General features: G+C 72.6%; 18 protein-coding genes. 8 read left to right on the top strand and 10 right to left on the bottom strand.

Annotated elements, in window-relative coordinates:
• Nucleotides 1-23 precede the first annotated feature (23 nt).
• The 4 genes from AB0D01_RS03785 to AB0D01_RS03770 all read right to left on the bottom strand — a co-directional run bounded on the left by AB0D01_RS03785 (nt 24) and on the right by AB0D01_RS03770 (nt 4,268).
• Complete coding sequence (locus AB0D01_RS03785) at nt 24-1,340, bottom strand: hypothetical protein (protein ID WP_363053350.1); 1,317 nt, start codon at nt 1,338-1,340, stop codon at nt 24-26.
• On the bottom strand, nt 1,330-1,896 hold the full coding sequence (locus tag AB0D01_RS03780; RefSeq protein ID WP_363053349.1) for a DUF6114 domain-containing protein: 567 nt from the start codon (nt 1,894-1,896) through the stop codon (nt 1,330-1,332). Before AB0D01_RS03780 ends, AB0D01_RS03785 begins: the two co-directional genes overlap by 11 nt.
• Before the next feature lie 107 nt (nt 1,897-2,003).
• Nucleotides 2,004-2,657: a DUF6230 family protein gene (locus tag AB0D01_RS03775; protein WP_363053348.1), complete on the bottom strand. Its 654-nt coding sequence runs from the start codon at nt 2,655-2,657 to the stop codon at nt 2,004-2,006.
• A gap of 618 nt (nt 2,658-3,275) precedes the next feature.
• A complete protein-coding gene (locus tag AB0D01_RS03770) occupies nt 3,276-4,268 on the bottom strand; it encodes a tetratricopeptide repeat protein (protein WP_363053347.1) in 993 nt (330 codons plus the stop codon).
• 250 nt (nt 4,269-4,518) lie between these two features.
• Between AB0D01_RS03770 and AB0D01_RS03765 the strand changes: the two genes are divergently transcribed.
• Nucleotides 4,519-5,157: a TetR/AcrR family transcriptional regulator gene (locus AB0D01_RS03765; RefSeq protein ID WP_363053346.1), complete on the top strand. Its 639-nt coding sequence runs from the start codon at nt 4,519-4,521 to the stop codon at nt 5,155-5,157.
• A gap of 118 nt (nt 5,158-5,275) precedes the next feature.
• On the opposite strand, the gene AB0D01_RS03760 is transcribed toward AB0D01_RS03765, so the two are convergent.
• The 4 genes from AB0D01_RS03760 to AB0D01_RS03745 all read right to left on the bottom strand — a co-directional run bounded on the left by AB0D01_RS03760 (nt 5,276) and on the right by AB0D01_RS03745 (nt 9,496).
• Complete coding sequence (locus tag AB0D01_RS03760; RefSeq protein ID WP_363053345.1) at nt 5,276-6,976, bottom strand: methylmalonyl-CoA mutase family protein; 1,701 nt, start codon at nt 6,974-6,976, stop codon at nt 5,276-5,278.
• A gap of 120 nt (nt 6,977-7,096) precedes the next feature.
• Nucleotides 7,097-7,426 (bottom strand): DUF3817 domain-containing protein, encoded by a 330-nt coding sequence (locus AB0D01_RS03755; RefSeq protein WP_363053344.1) that lies wholly within the window; start codon nt 7,424-7,426, stop codon nt 7,097-7,099.
• 66 nt (nt 7,427-7,492) lie between these two features.
• Entirely contained in the window at nt 7,493-8,002 is a 510-nt protein-coding gene (locus tag AB0D01_RS03750; RefSeq protein WP_363053343.1) for a MarR family transcriptional regulator, read from the bottom strand.
• 21 nt (nt 8,003-8,023) lie between these two features.
• Nucleotides 8,024-9,496 carry an MFS transporter gene (locus AB0D01_RS03745; protein ID WP_363053342.1) on the bottom strand — a complete coding sequence of 491 codons (1,473 nt, stop codon included), beginning with the start codon at nt 9,494-9,496 and terminating at the stop codon, nt 8,024-8,026.
• A gap of 95 nt (nt 9,497-9,591) precedes the next feature.
• Here AB0D01_RS03745 and AB0D01_RS03740 point away from each other — a divergent pair, with 95 nt between their 5' ends.
• Together AB0D01_RS03740 and AB0D01_RS03735 are read left to right on the top strand one after the other, a co-directional pair.
• Nucleotides 9,592-10,584: a DUF5937 family protein gene (locus AB0D01_RS03740; protein WP_363053341.1), complete on the top strand. Its 993-nt coding sequence runs from the start codon at nt 9,592-9,594 to the stop codon at nt 10,582-10,584.
• Between the two features lie 107 nt (nt 10,585-10,691).
• Nucleotides 10,692-11,765: a glycoside hydrolase family 6 protein gene (locus tag AB0D01_RS03735; RefSeq protein WP_363053340.1), complete on the top strand. Its 1,074-nt coding sequence runs from the start codon at nt 10,692-10,694 to the stop codon at nt 11,763-11,765.
• Between the two features lie 92 nt (nt 11,766-11,857).
• Here the strand turns inward: AB0D01_RS03735 and AB0D01_RS03730 are convergent, their stop codons facing one another.
• Nucleotides 11,858-12,154 carry an MTH1187 family thiamine-binding protein gene (locus AB0D01_RS03730; protein WP_363053339.1) on the bottom strand — a complete coding sequence of 99 codons (297 nt, stop codon included), beginning with the start codon at nt 12,152-12,154 and terminating at the stop codon, nt 11,858-11,860.
• Nucleotides 12,151-12,495, bottom strand: coding sequence for a DUF3817 domain-containing protein (locus AB0D01_RS03725; protein ID WP_363053338.1), 345 nt, complete (start codon nt 12,493-12,495; stop codon nt 12,151-12,153). Before AB0D01_RS03725 ends, AB0D01_RS03730 begins: the two co-directional genes overlap by 4 nt.
• A 152-nt stretch (nt 12,496-12,647) precedes the next feature.
• On the opposite strand from AB0D01_RS03725, the gene AB0D01_RS03720 reads away from it, so the two are divergent.
• The 5 genes from AB0D01_RS03720 (at nt 12,648) to AB0D01_RS03700 (ending at nt 16,064) form a co-directional block, all read left to right on the top strand.
• Complete coding sequence (locus AB0D01_RS03720; protein ID WP_363053337.1) at nt 12,648-13,286, top strand: AIM24 family protein; 639 nt, start codon at nt 12,648-12,650, stop codon at nt 13,284-13,286.
• Nucleotides 13,286-13,936 carry an AIM24 family protein gene (locus AB0D01_RS03715; RefSeq protein ID WP_363053336.1) on the top strand — a complete coding sequence of 217 codons (651 nt, stop codon included), beginning with the start codon at nt 13,286-13,288 and terminating at the stop codon, nt 13,934-13,936. Before AB0D01_RS03720 ends, AB0D01_RS03715 begins: the two co-directional genes overlap by 1 nt.
• Before the next feature lie 11 nt (nt 13,937-13,947).
• Nucleotides 13,948-14,751: an AIM24 family protein gene (locus AB0D01_RS03710; RefSeq protein WP_363053437.1), complete on the top strand. Its 804-nt coding sequence runs from the start codon at nt 13,948-13,950 to the stop codon at nt 14,749-14,751.
• A gap of 73 nt (nt 14,752-14,824) precedes the next feature.
• On the top strand, nt 14,825-15,301 hold the full coding sequence (locus AB0D01_RS03705; protein ID WP_363053335.1) for a MarR family transcriptional regulator: 477 nt from the start codon (nt 14,825-14,827) through the stop codon (nt 15,299-15,301).
• A gap of 178 nt (nt 15,302-15,479) precedes the next feature.
• The gene (locus AB0D01_RS03700; protein ID WP_363053334.1) at nt 15,480-16,064 is read left to right on the top strand and encodes a PepSY domain-containing protein; all 585 of its coding nucleotides are present in this window, start codon (nt 15,480-15,482) and stop codon (nt 16,062-16,064) included.
• Nucleotides 16,065-16,232 lie beyond the last annotated feature (168 nt).

Raw genomic sequence — 16,232 nt, 5'->3', positions numbered from 1 at the left:
TGCCGCCCTCGGTGCGTCGGGGGCTACTTCTCCGCCGGGCCGATGTAGTTCCTGAGGCCCGGGACGGTCAGGTTGCCGCCGAACTGGCCGGCCTGGACGACCTTGACGTTCGTGAAGAACGCGAAGGGGACGTTCAGGGGCGGCGGGGAGTTCGGGGTGAACTCGATCGGGATGAGGCCGAAGAGGTTGCCCTTCAGGCTCTCCGTGTACATCGTCACCTTGCCGTCGCGGATCCTGGACGTGGAGCCGGGGCGGGACTTCAGGTGGGCGATGTTCGGGCCCTTGCCGACGGTCTGGTACAGGTCCTTGATGTCCAGGGAGTCCGCCGTGAACTTCAGGACCTTCTTGACCTTGCCGCCCGCCGTCCGGACCTCCACGATGCCCTCGTAGTCGAGGCCGTACAGGGTCAGCAGGGAGCTGTCGAGGTACCAGGGCTCGTCGGGCAGGAGCGGGACGCCCGGGTCCAACTTGGCGTTGGCCAGGGCCTCGGCGTCGTAGGTCGGGCAGGGGAAGGGTTCCTTCCCGTCCGCGTCCTTCGTCGCCGTCGGGGAGGGGGATGCGGAGGCGGAAGCGGAGGCGCTCGGCGAGGGACCGTTCCCGTCCTCGTCCTCGTCCTCGGCTCCGGACGTGCCGCCCGTCTCGTCCTTCGGCTTCGTCGCCGTGTCCTTGACGTCCTGCGGCAGTTCCGTGACCGCGGCGCCGGCCTTCTTCGCCGCCTCGCGGATCGCGTCGGCCGCCGGGTCCTTGCCGGGCGCGGTGGTGGGCGCGGGGGTCGGGGCGGCCGGCTTCCTCGCGTCCTGGAGGGGCTTGCCGAAGGCGTCCACCAGACCCTTGAGGGCGTCGCCGACGCCCAGCGGGTCCAGCGGGTTGACGGTCTTCGTCGCCGAGGGGGTGGCCGACGGCGAAGGGGTCGCGGACGGCCTGTTCGCCGTCGCGGACGCCGTGCCCGAGGGCTTGGCCGCGGGGCTCGTGGCCGGCTTCGGGGCCTTGCTCGCGCCCGGTGAGGCGGTCGCGCCGGGCGACGTGCCCGGCGAGGGCGTCTTCGACGCGGACGTGGAGGGCGAGGGCGAGGGCGAGGCCGACGCCGACGGTTCGTCGGAGCGGGTCACGCACGGGCCGGGGGCGAAGGGGATGTCCTTCTCGTCGGCCAGCGCCATCCTGGGGGCCATGCCCATCCCGACGAACACGGCCGTCGGCATCGCCGCCAGCGCCATCGTCTTGCCCACGGGTATCTGGAGCTTGTTCAGCAGGGACTTCCTGGGCGCCGCGTGGCGCGGGCCCTTCCTCTCACGGGACTCCGCTCCGGGGGCCACGTCCCGGTGCGTCTGTTCACCCCGCACTGTTCCTCCCGCCGTCGGCGTGGGCAGTCGTCGTCTCGGTCGCGTACGCCGTCTCCGTGTCGCGGGGGCCCGGGACCCCGAAGGGGTTGCCCGCCGTCACCCGCGCCTTGTCCGCGTCCTCCTCCACGTCCTGCTCCGCGTCCTCGTCGGCCGGCACCCCGGGGGCCCAGGCCAGTGCGAGGCAGCCGCCGATCATCGCCGTGATGAAGCCGATGAAGAAGCCGCCGAGGTTCGACTTCGGGATCGACACCAGGGCCAGCAGGATGGCGGCGACGCCGGCGAAGACCCGGATGCCCTGCTGGAACCAGAGGGCGATGCCCAGGGTGATCAGCAGGACGCCGAGGATCAACGAGACGGAGCCGGAGGTCGTCGCCATCGCGAGGGTGACGTTGGCCAGCCGGATGTCCGCGAAGGGGAAGTAGATGATCGGCACGCCGCCGAGGAGCGTGAACAGTCCGGCCCAGAAGGGACGGGTACCTCGCCAGGCACGGAAGCGGTGGCGCATGACAGTGAGCCAGTGATCGTCTGCGGCGTGAACCGGGGCCTGGGGGTTCATGGACAACAGCTCCCTGGAAACGGTGGTACGGAGAACTCTGTGGAGCCCGCGCGGGCGCGCGGCGACGGCCGTCGTCGCGCGCCCGCGCGGTCACGTACGGGACGGGATCAGCCCTCGTCCTCGTAGCACGGCTTGTCGCCGCTGAGCAGGCGCAGCTTGAGGTCGGGCAGCGTGAAGGTACCCGCCGTCGTCGCCCAGGCCTTCTGCCGGACCTTCGTCAGCGTGGCCTTCTTGGCGCGCTGCGAGAACAGTCCGTTGTCCGCCACCGTTCCCGGAGCCGGCTTGGTGGTGTGCGTGCCGTCGCCGACCGCGACACCGATGTCGAGGTCCTCGAAGTAGGCGTCCGCGTCCAGCTCGGCGACGTCGAGGTAGATGTTCTCCGCGACCGCCGGGGTGCCCTTGTTTCCGGTGCGCAGCTGGAGCGTGATCGCGCCGAGGCCCGGCACCGGCGTGACCAGGGACTGGCACATGTTGGTGATCGTGGCCTTGCTGAAGCCCGAGATGGTGACCGGGTGCTTCTGCTTCTTCTCCGGGTCCTTCTCGCCGATGATGGAGCCCTCGGCGACACTTCCGTACTGGATCAGGTTCTCGCCGACGAGCTTGTCGGCCGACACCTTGAAACTCTGGCCCGAGACGCTGAACGACGCCGCGAGGGCGCCCTGTGCCAGACCCACACCGACCGCGGCGGTGGCCGCGATGCTCGGGACCATGACGAGAGCGAAGCGCTTCCATCTGGTCCCGCCACGAACCTGAGAACTCATTTGGTTCCTCCTTCTCGGACGTACATCTCCGGTCCGGGCCGTGCCCGTCCGGGGATGGGAGAAGTGCTACGTCCTCGGGAAGGAGCGCAGGCGGCCGAGGTATGGCTCTGCCACATCGCGTTCACCGGCGTTCACCCCCGAGCGACAACCACTGGGCCACGCGTTCGCGCAACCTGGAGGACAGGCCCTGCCGTTGTGGCGGGGACCCCCCTGTCCACGGCCGGTGCCACTGCCACCGGCCGGCCCGGTGGGGACCCTCCGCCGCGGCTCCGGATGAGCGGCCCCGCGGGAAGGACCGAGCGTCGCCGATCGTGGTCCATTCCCGGCCGGGGCACAAGGGGGTTCGTTACTGGCGGGTAACGGCTGGATAACCGGGGTGCGACCGGGCGCCGTCGGGTGGGCACGCTGGGTACCACCCAGGGCCACGACACAACGGCGGAAGTCCGAACCAACCGGACAGTTCACGGGGTTCGACTTACTGCGAGTAACAGCGGCCGCCATGGCCAAGATTTGGCAAAAGGCGGCCGCTGTTTATCTCCGTGTCAATAAATCACCGGGGCTCGAACGGCGGTCCGGGACGACGCCCGACCGGATTCCGCACCGGCGCGCGCAGGGGTCCTAGAACAGCACCCGCGCGAGGGCCGTGCGCGCCGCCGCGACCCGGGGGTCGTCCGCCCCGATGACCTCGAACAGCTCCAGCAGGCGCACCCGTACGGCGTCGCGCTCGTCGCCGAAGGTCACCCGTACGGTGTCCACCAGTCGACCGAAGGCGTCGGCCACGTGCCCGCCCGCCAGGTCCAGGTCCGCGGCGGCCATCTGCGCGGCGGGGTCCTTCGGGTTCGCCGCGGCCTCGGCGCGCACCGTCTGCGGGTTCAGGTGCTGCACCCGGGTGAGCAGTTCGGCCTGGGCCAGGCCCAGCTTCGCCTCGGTGTTGCCGGGGTCGTCGGACAGTACGTTGCGGTACGCCTGGACGGCGCCGCCCAGGTCACCCGCGTCCAGCGCGACGACGGCCGCCTCCAGCAGCGCGTCGTAGGGGCCGACCGGGATCTCGGCGGGGGCCACCGGGCCGCCCTCCGCGTCGGGGTCGACCTGGAGTCCGATGAGGCCGAAGCGCTCCTCGGCGACCTGGACCAGCTGGGCCAGGGTCTCGCGGATCTGCTGCTCGGGGGCCACGCCCTGGAACAGCGGCAGCACCTGGCCGGCGACGACGGCGAACACGGCCGGGATGCCCTGGATGCCGAACTGCTGCATCAGCATCTGGTTGGCGTCGACGTCGACCTTCGCCAGGACGAGGCGGCCGTTCGCCTCGACGGTGAGCCGCTCCAGGAGGGGGCTCAACTGCTTGCACGGCTCGCACCACTCGGCCCAGAAGTCGAGGACGACCGGTACCTCGTTGGAGAGCTGGAGTACGTCACGCTCGAAGCCGGCCTCGGTGACGTCGACGACCAGCGAGGAGGGCGCCACCGCGCCGGCGGGCGCGGCGCCCGCGCCTTCGCCTGTCTGACGGGCCGCGTCCGCGCGGGCCTGCTCGGCCTTCGCCTTGGCTTCGCCGGCCGCCTTCACCGCGGCGAGGTCGACCACGCCGCTCATGGACATGTTTCTGGGCTGCATGCGTACATCCTCCCCCGAGTGCGCGCGCCGACGAAAAGGATCCCGGAAGATCGTCCGTGAATCGCCGTGTCCAGCTGTGTTCGACTGATGTGGCGCCGGGTCCCCACCTGGCGCCGGCAGCGGTTCGCGTGGTTGTCGCTCTTTCGCTACGAGCCGTAGCGTAACTCCCCCGCGCCGGCCGCGCCCCGTGATCTGAACCACACCTCCCGCGCCCCCGCCGACTGCCCTACCGGCCGGTATGGTCTCGGCCATGCGCAACCCCAGCCCCGGAGGCAGCTCCCCGCACGGCCGTACCGGTCGCCCCCGCAACGCGGCGGCCGACGCCGCGATCCTGGCGGCGACGCGGGACGCGCTGGTGGAGCTGGGCTGGTCGAAGCTGACGATGGGGGACGTCTCGGCCCGGGCCGGCGTCGCCAAGACCACCCTCTACCGGCGCTGGGCGGGCAAGAACGAGCTGGTGGTGGACGCGGTCGCGGAGCTGTTCGACGCCCTCGAACTGCCCGACCGGGGCTCGCTCGAAGCGGACGTCGAGTACGTGGTGCTCCAGTTCGCGGAGCTGCTGCGCCGCCCGGAGGCCCGTACGGCCCTGATGGCGGTGGTCGCCGAGTCCACCCGTGACGAGGCCCTGCGCGACCGGATCCGGTCGGCGATCGTGGACCGGCAGAAACGTCTCGTCGTCCTGGGGCGGGAGCGGGCGCAGCAGCGCGGGGAACTGCCGGCCGAGCAGGACGAGGCCCTCACCGCGCACACCACGGACCTGATCTTCGACGTGATCGCGGGCACGGTGGTGCACCGGGCGCTGGTGAGCTCGGAGCCGGTGGACGAGCTGTGGGTGGCGTCCTTCACCGGGCTGCTGATGAACGGCCTCCAGGGCGCCGCGCCGGCCTGAGCGCGCCCGCCCCCGTACGCGGAAGGCCGGCCGCGGATCCTCCCGTACGCGGAAGGCCGGCCGCGGGCCCTCCCGTACGGGGGATCCGTGACCGGCCTTCGTGGCACGCGGCGAGCCGTCAGAAGCCGGGCGGCTCGGTGTAGGTGCCCCACTCCTCGCGCAGGACGTTGCAGATCTCGCCCATCGTGGCCTCGGCGCGCACGGCGTCGAGCATGGCCGGGATCATGTTGGACCCGTCGCGGGCGGCGTCGAGCATCGCGGACAGGGCGGCCTTGACCTTGGTGTCGTCGCGGCGTTCCTTGCGGTCGGCCAGGACGCGCACCTGCTCGCGCTCGACCTCGTGGCTGACGCGCAGGATCTCCAGGTCGCCGGTGACCGATCCGTGGTGGACGTTGACGCCGACGACGCGCTTGTCGCCCTTCTCCAGGGAGCGCTGGTACCGGAAGGCCGACTCGGCGATCTCCCCGGTGAACCAGCCGTCCTCGATGCCGCGCAGGATGCCCGAGGTGATCGGGCCGATGGGGTGGCGGCCGTCGGGGTGGGCGCGCAGGCCGCGCTCCTTGATCTGGTCGAAGATCTTCTCGGCGTCGGCCTCGATGCGGTCGGTGAGCTGTTCGACGTACCAGGAGCCGCCGAGCGGGTCGGCGACGTTGGCCACGCCGGTCTCCTCCATCAGCACCTGCTGCGTGCGCAGGGCGATCTCGGCGGCCTGCTCGCTGGGCAGGGCGAGGGTCTCGTCGAGGGCGTTGGTGTGGAGGGAGTTGGTGCCGCCGAGGACGGCCGCGAGGGCCTCGACGGCGGTGCGCACGACGTTGTTGTACGGCTGCTGGGCGGTGAGGGAGACGCCGGCGGTCTGGGTGTGGAAGCGCAGCCACATGGCCTTGTCGGACTTGGCTCCGTAGACCTCCTTCATCCAGCGGGCCCAGATGCGGCGGGCGGCGCGGAACTTGGCGATCTCCTCGAAGAAGTCGAGGTGCGCGTCGAAGAAGAAGGAGAGGCCGGAGGCGAAGTGGTCGACGTCCAGGCCGCGGGAGAGGCCGAGTTCCACGTAGCCGAAGCCGTCGGCGAGGGTGTAGGCGAGCTCCTGCGCGGCCGTGGCCCCGGCCTCGCGGATGTGGTAGCCGGAGACGGAGAGCGGCTTGTAGGCGGGGATGCCGTTCGCGCAGTACTCCATGAGGTCGCCGATGAGGCGCAGGTGCGGCTCGGGTTCGAAGAGCCACTCCTTCTGGGCGATGTACTCCTTGAAGATGTCCGTCTGGAGCGTGCCGTTGAGCACGGCGGGGTCGACGCCCTGGCGCTCGGCGGCGACGAGGTACATGCAGAAGGCGGGGACGGCGGGCCCGCTGATGGTCATGGAGGTGGTCACGTCGCCGAGGGGGATGTCCTTGAAGAGGACCTCCATGTCGGCGGCGGAGTCGATGGCGACCCCGCAGTGTCCGACCTCGCCGAGGGCGCGGGGGTCGTCGGAGTCGCGGCCCATGAGCGTGGGCATGTCGAAGGCCACGGACAGACCGCCGCCGCCGGCCGCGAGGATCATCTTGTAGCGCTCGTTGGTCTGCTCGGCGTTGCCGAAGCCGGCGAACTGGCGGATGGTCCAGGTCCGGCCGCGGTAGCCGGTGGCGTGCAGGCCGCGGGTGAAGGGGTACTCGCCCGGCCAGCCGATGCGCTCGAAGCCCTCGTACGCGTCCCCGGGCCGGGGTCCGTAGACGGGGTCGACGGCATCGCCGGAGAGCGTGGTGAAGTCGGCGTCCCGCTTGCGGGCCTTGTCATAACGGGCCTGCCAGCGGCGGCGGCCCTCCTCGATGGCGTCAGCGTCCATACCCTCGAATTTACTAGGACGTCCTAGTAAATGTCGATGGCAAACCCCCGGAGAGTCTTCCCCGGGGGTATCGGCTCCAGGCCGGCGCGAGCGCCGGGAGGCGCCGGAGGGCGCCGCGCCCTACGCCTCGGCGGTCGCCGGGGCGCCCGCGACCAGCGGCTCCACCTCGGCGCGGATCTTCCGCTCGACGAAGAAGGCCGCCAGCGGGATGGTGCCGGACACCAGCACCCACAGCAGCTTGCCGAAGGACCACTTGGCCTTGGAGCCCAGGTCGAAGGCGAAGACCAGGTAGATCATGAAGAGGACGCCGTGGGCCTGCGAGACCGCGAAGGTCAGGTCGGCCCCGGTGTCGAAGCCGTACTTCGCCACCATGCAGGCACAGAGGATCAGGAGCATGACCGCGGTCACGAGGGCCATGACGCGGTAGCGGGTCAGCACGCTTCGTTTCATGCCGTCGAGCCTAACCGTCCGTTTTGCTCGATCTTGACGCGGCCCCGCCCCCGCCGTCCTCCCCGCTCACCTCTCGTCGAAGTCGGCGGCCGCCACCCGCAGCGGGCGCAGCAGCGCGAAGATCTCCCCGCACTCCTCGGCGTCGTACACCCCGAGCCCGAAGTCGATCTCCATCAGGTCCTTGGTGGCCGCCTCGACCACCTCGCGCCCCTTCTGCGTGATGGAAGCGAGGGTGCCGCGACCGTCCTGCGGGTTGGGCCGCTTGTCGACCAGGCCGGACCTCACCAACCGGTCCACGGTGTTCGTCACGGAGGTCGGGTGGACCATCAGACGCTCGCCGATCTTCGACATCGGCAGTTCGCCGGCCTGCGAGAACGTGAGCAGCACCAGGGCCTCGTAGCGGGCGAAGGTCAGACCGTACGGCTTGACGACCGCGTCGACCTCGCCGAGCAGGATCTGGTGGGCCCGCATGATCGAGGTGATCGCGGCCATGGAGGGCACCGGCCCCCAACGCTGCTGCCAGAGCTCGTCGGCGCGGGCGATGGGGTCGAAGGGGAGACTGAGCGGCTTGGGCACCCACCAGACCCTACCGGGCGGTCATTTGGCGACCACCCCTGTCTCATCCTTCGACCCCCTCCTTCGCCCCCGCCCCCCGCCCCCGACGGCCCGTGGCTCCGTGGCCCGCACCTCGGCGAGCAACAGCGCGGCGACGCCCGCCCCGATGACCCCGGCGCCGGCGACGACGACGTGGACGGGCAGGAACTCGGCCGCGAGCCCGGCGAGGACCATGCCGAGGCCCTGCGCGGTCATCATGCCCGTGGTCAGCAGGGTCATGGCGCGGCCCCGCAGCTCCTCGGGGACGGCGTCGACGTACATCCGGTCGAGGCCGAGGGTGTAGGCGTGGGCCAGTCCGACGAGCAGCAGCGCGACGAGGACGGCGCCCGCGCCGGGGCGGACGAGGTAGACGAGCAGCGGCAGCGGGGCGGCGCGGGCGAGCGGGGCCACGATCCGCGAACGCGTTCGGGCGGTGAGGGCGGAGCCCGCCCAGAGTTCCCCCGCGACGGTGCCGACCGGGAGCGCGCACATGAGCACCCCGAGGGTGACGGTCCCGGCCCCGATGCCGGCGGCGTACGGGGTGAGCAGGGCCTCGGGCACGATCACGAAGACGGGCGGGAGCCAGCACAACAGGGTCAGGGCGCGCAGCCGACGGTCTCCGAGGACGGCGCGCGCCCCCGACGGCGCCTTGACGGACCGACCGCCGGCGGCGCGGGCCGGTCGGGCCCGGGTGCCGAGGCGCAGGATCGCCGCGGAGGCGAGGAACCCGGCGCAGGTGAGCGCGAGGGCCCCGCGCGGGGCGAGGACCGTCAGCAGCAGTCCGCCGAGCCCGAAACCGACGAGCTGCGCGCTCTGGGCGACCATCCGCAGCAGGGACCGCCCCAGGACGAAGGGCTCCCCGGGGCCGAGGACGTCGGCGAGCGAGGCGCTGCGGGCGCCCTGGAAGAGCGGGGCGACGAAGGACATCGCGCAGCGCAGCACGAGGAGGGCGGCGACGGGCGTGGCGGGCCGGACCATGGCCGCGGCGCAGCCCGCGCACAGCAGGTCGCAGCCGACGAGCACCCGACGGGCGGGCAGCCGGTCGGCGAGCCCGGCGAGCAGGGTGCCGCCGAGGGCGTAGGGGAGGAAGCCGAGGGCGAAGGTGAGGGCGCTCATCAGCGGCGAACCGGTGGCCCGGTAGACGAGGACCGTGAGGGCGATCTCGGCGACGACCACGCCGAGCAGCGAGAGCAGGTGGGCGGCGAAGACGGCGCGGAACTCCCGGACCCGGAAGAGGGGCCCGTACCCCCTGGCGGGGTCGGGCCGCGGCGCCTCGACGGACCCCGTGGCCGGAGCCGGGTCGGGGGTCCGGACGACGACGACCGGCTTCGGGGGCTGGAGCGCGGGGTCGAGCGCGGGCGCGGAGTCGTGCGGGGAGTCGGAGTCGGGCGCGGATCGGGTGGTGGCGGTCGGCCGGGGTGGGGCGCAGGGGGGTTCGGCGGGCTCCGGACGGCCGGGCTCGGGGGATGAGGGCATGGCGTCAGCCTCGGGCCGGACTAGCCTGCCGGGACAGGGATTCGGCCCTGGACGAATCCCTCGGCCGCCGGCCGGGGCGGAAGGGGCGCGGGGTCATGACGTTCCACTACCGGTTCGGGCCCGCCGACCTGATGCGCTGCCGCTTCGCGATCTCCCCGCGCTGGGAGACCCAGGAGGCCGTGCGCGTCCTGCGGCTGCCCCACCGCCAGACGTACCACCTGCCCTGGCTGACCGGGGTCCGCGCGGCGGCGGCCGGACTGGACCTGCGTCCGCTGTGGCTGCTGATGCCGCACCGGGGCCACAACCCGGACCTGATCGGCCCGCCCCCGATCGGCCCCTCGGTCACCTTCGAGGAGGAGATGGAACGGGTGCGCGCCGCCGATCCCGAGGAGGCGCGGGAGGACCTGCGCCGGTCCCTGGCCTGCACCCCGGGCGCGACGGAGAGCGAGATCGGGCGGCGGATGCTCGCCGACCCCGCCCGGGCCGTACGGGAGCTGGCCGATCTCACGGAGGCCGCCTGGCGGGCCCTGGTCGCCCCGCACTGGCCCCGGTTGCGGGGCCTGCTGGAGGCGGACGTCCTGTTCCGGTCGCGGCGCCTGGCGACGGGGGGACTGGAGTCCCTCTTCGACGGGCTGCACCCGGACCTGGCCTGGTGCCCGGACGGCGACACCCTGACCATCGCGCGCCGCGGCCACCACGACCGCGCACTGGGCGGGCAGGGGTTGCTGCTGATGCCGAGCGCCTTCGTCTGGCCGGAGGTGGTGGGCGGGTACGACCCTCCGTGGCAGCCGACGCTGGTGTACCCGGCCCGGGGCATCGGGGCGTTGTGGACCGCCGCGCCCGGGCCCGCCCCCGCCGCGCTGGCCGGGCTGTTGGGGCGGGTGCGCGCCGAGGTGTTGTGCGCCCTGCGCGAGCCCGCCGCGACGACGGACCTCGCGCGGCGGCTTCGCCTGGCGCCCTCGACCGTCTCGGCGCACCTGAAGGCGCTGCGGGCGGCCGGGTTGCTCGTGGCGGCGCGGCAGGGACGGGTGGTCCTTTACGAGCGCACGCCCCTGGGGATCGCGTTGGCGACGGGCGACTCCCCCTGAGCCTCGGGCGGGGGCGTGCGGGGCGGTGTCGCACCGGAGGTTGACTGTCCGTTATGTCACGATATGGCGGTTCCGAACACGCCTCGTACACCGCCCCGAGGAGCCGGATGCCACCCGCCGTACGCCGCCGACCCCGCCGCCCCGCCACCGCGCTCGGGCTCGTCCTGCTCCTCGCCGGCTCCGGCGCCTGCGCCTCGGACGCCGACCCCGCCCCCGGGCCGCGGCGCGGAGCGCCCGCCTCCCCCGCCGCCGGCCCGGACGCCGCGACCCCGCCCTTCTGGGTGGACCCGAACAGCCCCGCCGCCCGTCAGGTCGCCGCCTGGGAGGCGCAGGGCCGCAACAGCGACGCCCAGTTGCTGCGCCGGATCTCCGAGCGGCCGGGGGCCCTGTGGGCGCCGGGCGGCGACCCCCGCCCCGCGGTACGCCGGGCCGCCTCGGCCGCCCGGGCCGCGGGCCGCACCCTGGTCGTGGCGGCGTACAACATCCCGCACCGGGCCGTCCCGCACCCCTCCTGCGCGGACCGGCCGACCGGCGGGGCCCGGGACGCGGGCGCCTACCGGGCCTGGATCGGCTCCCTCGCCGACGCCCTCGCCGGCGCCCGGGCCCTGGTGGTCCTGGAGCCGGGGGCGGTGGCGCACCTGGTCGACGGCTGCGCCGGCCCCGGCCCGCGCGAGGAGCGGTACCGGCTGCTCGCGGAGGCGGTGGAGCGACTCAAGCGCGACCCCGGCACCCGGGTCTACCTGGACGCCGGGCACGCCGACTGGATCCGGGACCCGGACGACCTCGTCGAACCCCTGCGCCGCTCGGGCCTGGAGCGCGCCGACGGGTTCGCCCTCAACGTGGCCGGGTTCCGCCCCGACGCGGAGGTCCGGGAGTACGGCGCCCGGCTCTCGCGGGCCCTCGGCGGCCGGCACTTCGTCGTGGACACCGGCCGCAACGGCGCGGGCCCGCCCCCCGAGTCCGCCGAGTCCCCCGAGGCGACCACAGACCGGTCCTGGTGCAACCCCCCGGGCCGGGCCCTCGGCACCCCGCCCACCGACCGTACGGGCGACCCGCTCGTGGACGCGTACCTGTGGGTCAGGCCGCCGGGCGCCTCCGACGGCACCTGCCGCGGCGGGCCGGAGGCCGGCGTCTGGTGGCCGGACCACGCGCTGGGCCTGGCCCGCCGCGCCCGGGAGTGAGACCGGTGGCGCGCCCGGAGGGGAACGCGTACGCCCCCGGCCGCGAAGGGACCGGGGGCGTACGGGCGTCGACTTCGGACGGCGCCGGGCGGTCAGCCCCGCGCGAGGTGACGTTCGACGGTCTCGACCTTCGAGGTGATCCCGTCGGTGACACCCGGCCGGACGTCGGCCTTGAGGATGAAGGAGACCCGGGGCGCCCGCGCCTCGACGGCCGCCACCGCGCGCCGTACGACGTCCATCACCTCGTCCCACTCGCCCTCGACGGTGGTGAACATGGCGTCGGTGCGGTTGGGCAGTCCCGACTCGCGCACGACGCGCACGGCCTCGGCCACGTACTCGCCGACCTCCTCGCCGACCCCCAGCGGGGTGACGGAGAACGCGACGATCACGCGTCGGCCGCCTGACGGGCGCGCGCGGCGATGACGCTGTCGGTCTCGTCGCGCTTGAGCAGCCTGTCGCCGTAGAGGCCGCCGAAGGGCAGCAGCGCGAGGACGAAGAACAGGGCGACCTTCTTCAGCGGCCACTTCGCCTTGTTCCAGACGTCGAGCAGGAAGAGGGCGTAGACGACGAAGAGGATCCCGTGCAGGACGCCGAGCGGCATCATCAGGTAGTCGATGTCCGACACCCGGCTGAGCAGCGAGCCGAAGATCAGCAGGGCCGGGAACGACAGCGCCTCCGGTACGGAGATGAGGCGCAGCCGGTGCAGGGCGGAAGCGGTCTTGATGTCCACGTGGAACCTTCGCGGGTGGGAGGCCGGGGGTCCTCCCCAGTGTCTCAGCCGCCCGTGGAGATCTTGCTCCGGGCCCCCGAAGGGGACGGAGTGTGGCATATCTCGGCCACGGGGCCCTGTTCGCTCCCGCCCGCTGCGGATACCGTCATCCCGTGGCTCAGTTCCGACTCCAAGGCAGCAAGGTGCTCGCCGTCGACCTGACCGGTGACGCCGTGAAAGCGAAGAACGGCGCCATGGTCGCGTACGACGGCCAGATGGCCTTCAAGAAGATGACCGGCGGCGGTGAGGGCCTCCGCGGGATGGTGACCCGCCGTCTGACCGGCGAGCAGATGACGGTGATGGAGGTACAGGGGCACGGCACCTGTTACTTCGCGGACCGCGCGAGTGAGATCAATCTGGTCAATCTGCGCGGCGAGAAGTTGTACGTGGAGTCCAGCAACCTGCTGTGCGCCGACGCCGGCCTGCGCACCGGCACGACCTTCACCGGGCTGCGCGGCGCCACCTCCGGCAACGGCCTGTTCACGACGACCGTGGAGGGCTCGGGCCAGGCCGCGATCATGTCCGACGGCCCGGCGGTGGTGCTCCGCGTCAGCGCGCAGTACCCGCTCTCGGTCGACCCGGGCGCGTACGTCGCGCACACCGGCGACCTCCGGCAGTCCTTCCAGTCCGGGGTCAACTTCCGCACCCTGATCGGCGAGGGCTCGGGCGAGGCCTTCCAGATCCGCTTCGAGGGCGAGGGCCTGGTCTACGTGCAGCCCAGCGAGCGCAACACGGTCGGGGGCGACGTCTGATGCCGTTCCGCGAGATCAACTCGAAGATGGTCGAGGCCCGGGTGGCCCCCGGCCAGAAGATGTACAGCCAGCGCGGCGCGATGCTCGCCTACCGCGGCGACGTCTCCTTCACCCCCAGCATCACGGGCGGTCAGGGCGGCGTGATGGGGATGATCGGGCGCCGGGTGGCGAACGAGCAGACCCCGCTGATGTCGGTCGAGGGCAACGGCACCGTGCTGTTCGGCCACGGCGGCCACCACATCCAGGTGATCAACCTCACCGGCGAGACCCTCTACGTGGAGGCCGACCGGCTGCTGGCCTTCGACGGCGCCCTCCAGCAGGGCACGATGTTCATGGGCTCGCAGGGCGGGGTCATGGGCATGGTGCGCGGCCAGGTGACCGGCCAGGGCCTGTTCACCACGACGCTCAAGGGCCACGGCGCGGTCGCGGTGATGGCCCACGGCGGGGTGATCGAGCTGCCCATCACGCCGAACCGGCCCGTCCACGTCGATCCGCAGGCCTACGTCGCCCACCACGGCGAGGTCCGCAACAAGCTGTCCGCGGCGCTGGGCTGGCGGGACATGGTCGGGCGCGGCTCGGGCGAGGCGTTCCAGCTGGAGCTGTCGGGGCAGGGCGCGGTGTTCGTACAGGCCTCGGAGGAGAAGCTGTGAATTTCGGTCCCGTGACGGGCGGCCCCGGCGGCCCGACGGTCTTCGACCCGTACACCCTGCCCTCCGACGACAACGTCAACGCCTACACCTTCTGCGTGGAGCTCAAGGGGAGCCAGTGGCTCCTCCAGAAGGGCAAGATGATCTCGTACTACGGGAACATCGAGTTCAACGGCGTCGGCAACGGCCGCTTCGAGCGGCTGCTGCGCACGAGCTTCCACTCTCCGCTGCACGCGAGCGACTGGGTCGTGGCCGAGGGCTCCGGCAAGATGCTCCTCGCCGACCGGGCCTTCGACGTGAACTCCTACGACCTGGACGAGGGCAACCTGACGATCCGGTCGGGGAACCTGCTGGCGTACCAGCCGTCGCTGGCGCTGAAGCAGTCGATCGTCCCGGGCTTCCTGACCTTGATCGGAACCGGGAAGTTCGTGGCGGCGTCCAACGGTCCGGTGGTGTTCATGGAGCCGCCGCTGCGCGTGGACCCCCAGGCGCTGGTGGGCTGGGCGGACTGCCCCTCTCCGTGTCACCACTACGACCACGGGTACATGTCGGGCGTGATGGGCGGGCTGCGCGCGCTCACCGGCATCGGTGGCGCCTCGGGCGAGGAGCACCAGTTCGAGTTCGTCGGCGCGGGGACGGTGCTGTTGCAGTCGTCCGAGCTGCTGATGGCGGAGCAGGCGATCGGCGCGGTGGGCGCGAACGCGGCCACGGGCAACGCCCAGGGCGTCCCGGGGGCGGGCCAGGGCCCGCTGGGGCAGATGGGCGTGCCGCGGATGCCGGGGCAGCTCGGCGACATCCAACGGCGCCTCGGGCTGTGACGGCCGGCGGGCGTCCGTTCGGCAGATCTTCCGATTTTTGTACGTAATTCAACTTCTTAGGTAGAGTTCATTCATGGAGACCGAGACGGCCACCCGCTGGCTTACCGATGCCGAACAGTGCGCCTGGCGCACCCACCTGGACGTCAGCAGACTGCTGATGCACCAGCTGGAAAAGGATCTCCAGCCCTTCGGACTCACCAACAACGACTACGAGATCCTCGTGAACCTCTCGGAGTCGGAAGGCCTGCGGATGCGCATGAGCGACCTCGCGACCGCGACCCTGCAGTCCAAGAGCCGGCTGTCCCACCAGATCACCCGCATGGAGACCGCGGGACTGGTGCGCCGGGTCAACTGCGAGTCCGACCGCCGGGGCCTGTACGCGGTGCTCACGGACGAGGGCATGGAGACGATGCGCAAGGTCGCGCCGCACCACGTGGCGTCCGTGCGCGACCACTTCATCGACCTGCTGCCCCCGGAGGCGCTGGCGGCCCTGCACGCCTCCCTGAAGCCCGTCGCGGAGCACCTGCGGGAGAACCGCGGCAAGATCTGATCCGCGCGGTCCGCACGGGGCTCCGCGGCCCCCGCGGAGCCCGGGCGGAGGGCCGATCCGGGGTCCCGCCGCGCCGCGGCGGGCCTCCGGCCGGAAAATGGTCAGCGGTATCGCTCACCGCCGGTCGGCCGCCGGACGTCGCAGGCGCTCGGGCCACCGGCCCGAGGAGGTCCAGCCCATGAAGCGCAACCTGTACGTCTGCGCGGCCGCGTCCGTCGCCCTGGTGGCGACCGGCCCGGCGGTCGCCGCGGCGGCCGGCGCCGAGGCGGCGCGAGCCCCGTCGGCCGCGACCGCGGCGGCCTTCGCCGTCCCGACCGCCGTGGACGCCCAGGGGGCCGTCCAGGCCGCCCTGAAGTCCTTCCCCGGCAAGGTCGAGTCCCTCGACAAGGACGGGACGACCTGGCACGTCGACGTGATCAGCGCCGACGGGAAATCGCACGCCGAGGTCGAGCTCGACGCGAACGGCGGCGTCGTACGGCGCGAGGTCGACACCGGCGAGAACCCGAACGACTCCAAGCGGCTCAAGGAGGCCGCGACCGACGCCGCGGCGGCGATGAAGGCCGCCCTGGCCGCCCACAAGGGCGAGGTCGTCTCCGTCGACTTCGACGAGGACGACAACGGCGCCGGCTCGCACTGGAACGTCGAGGTCAGGGGCTCCGACGGCAAGACCTGGAACGTCGACGCGAAGACCGGCAAGGTCACCACGTCCGACGCGGACGACGACTCCGACGACGACTCCGATCAGGACGACGACGGGAACTGAGCCGCCCGCGCGACGCCCCGCGACCCGCACGACCCCGCGCCGACGACCGGACGCCGCACGCACGGCACCACCGGACGCCCGACGCACGGCGGGGCGGACTCCGTACGCACGGCGGGGCGGGAGCGTGCCCGCACGCTCCCGCCCCGCACGTCCCGCACCCCGCCGCGG

Origin of the sequence: Streptomyces sp. NPDC048606 (assembly GCF_040650855.1) — a bacterium.
GTDB lineage: Bacteria > Actinomycetota > Actinomycetes > Streptomycetales > Streptomycetaceae > Streptomyces.
Note: the sequence above shows the minus strand (reverse complement) of the source record. Positions and strands in the feature narration are given on the sequence as shown.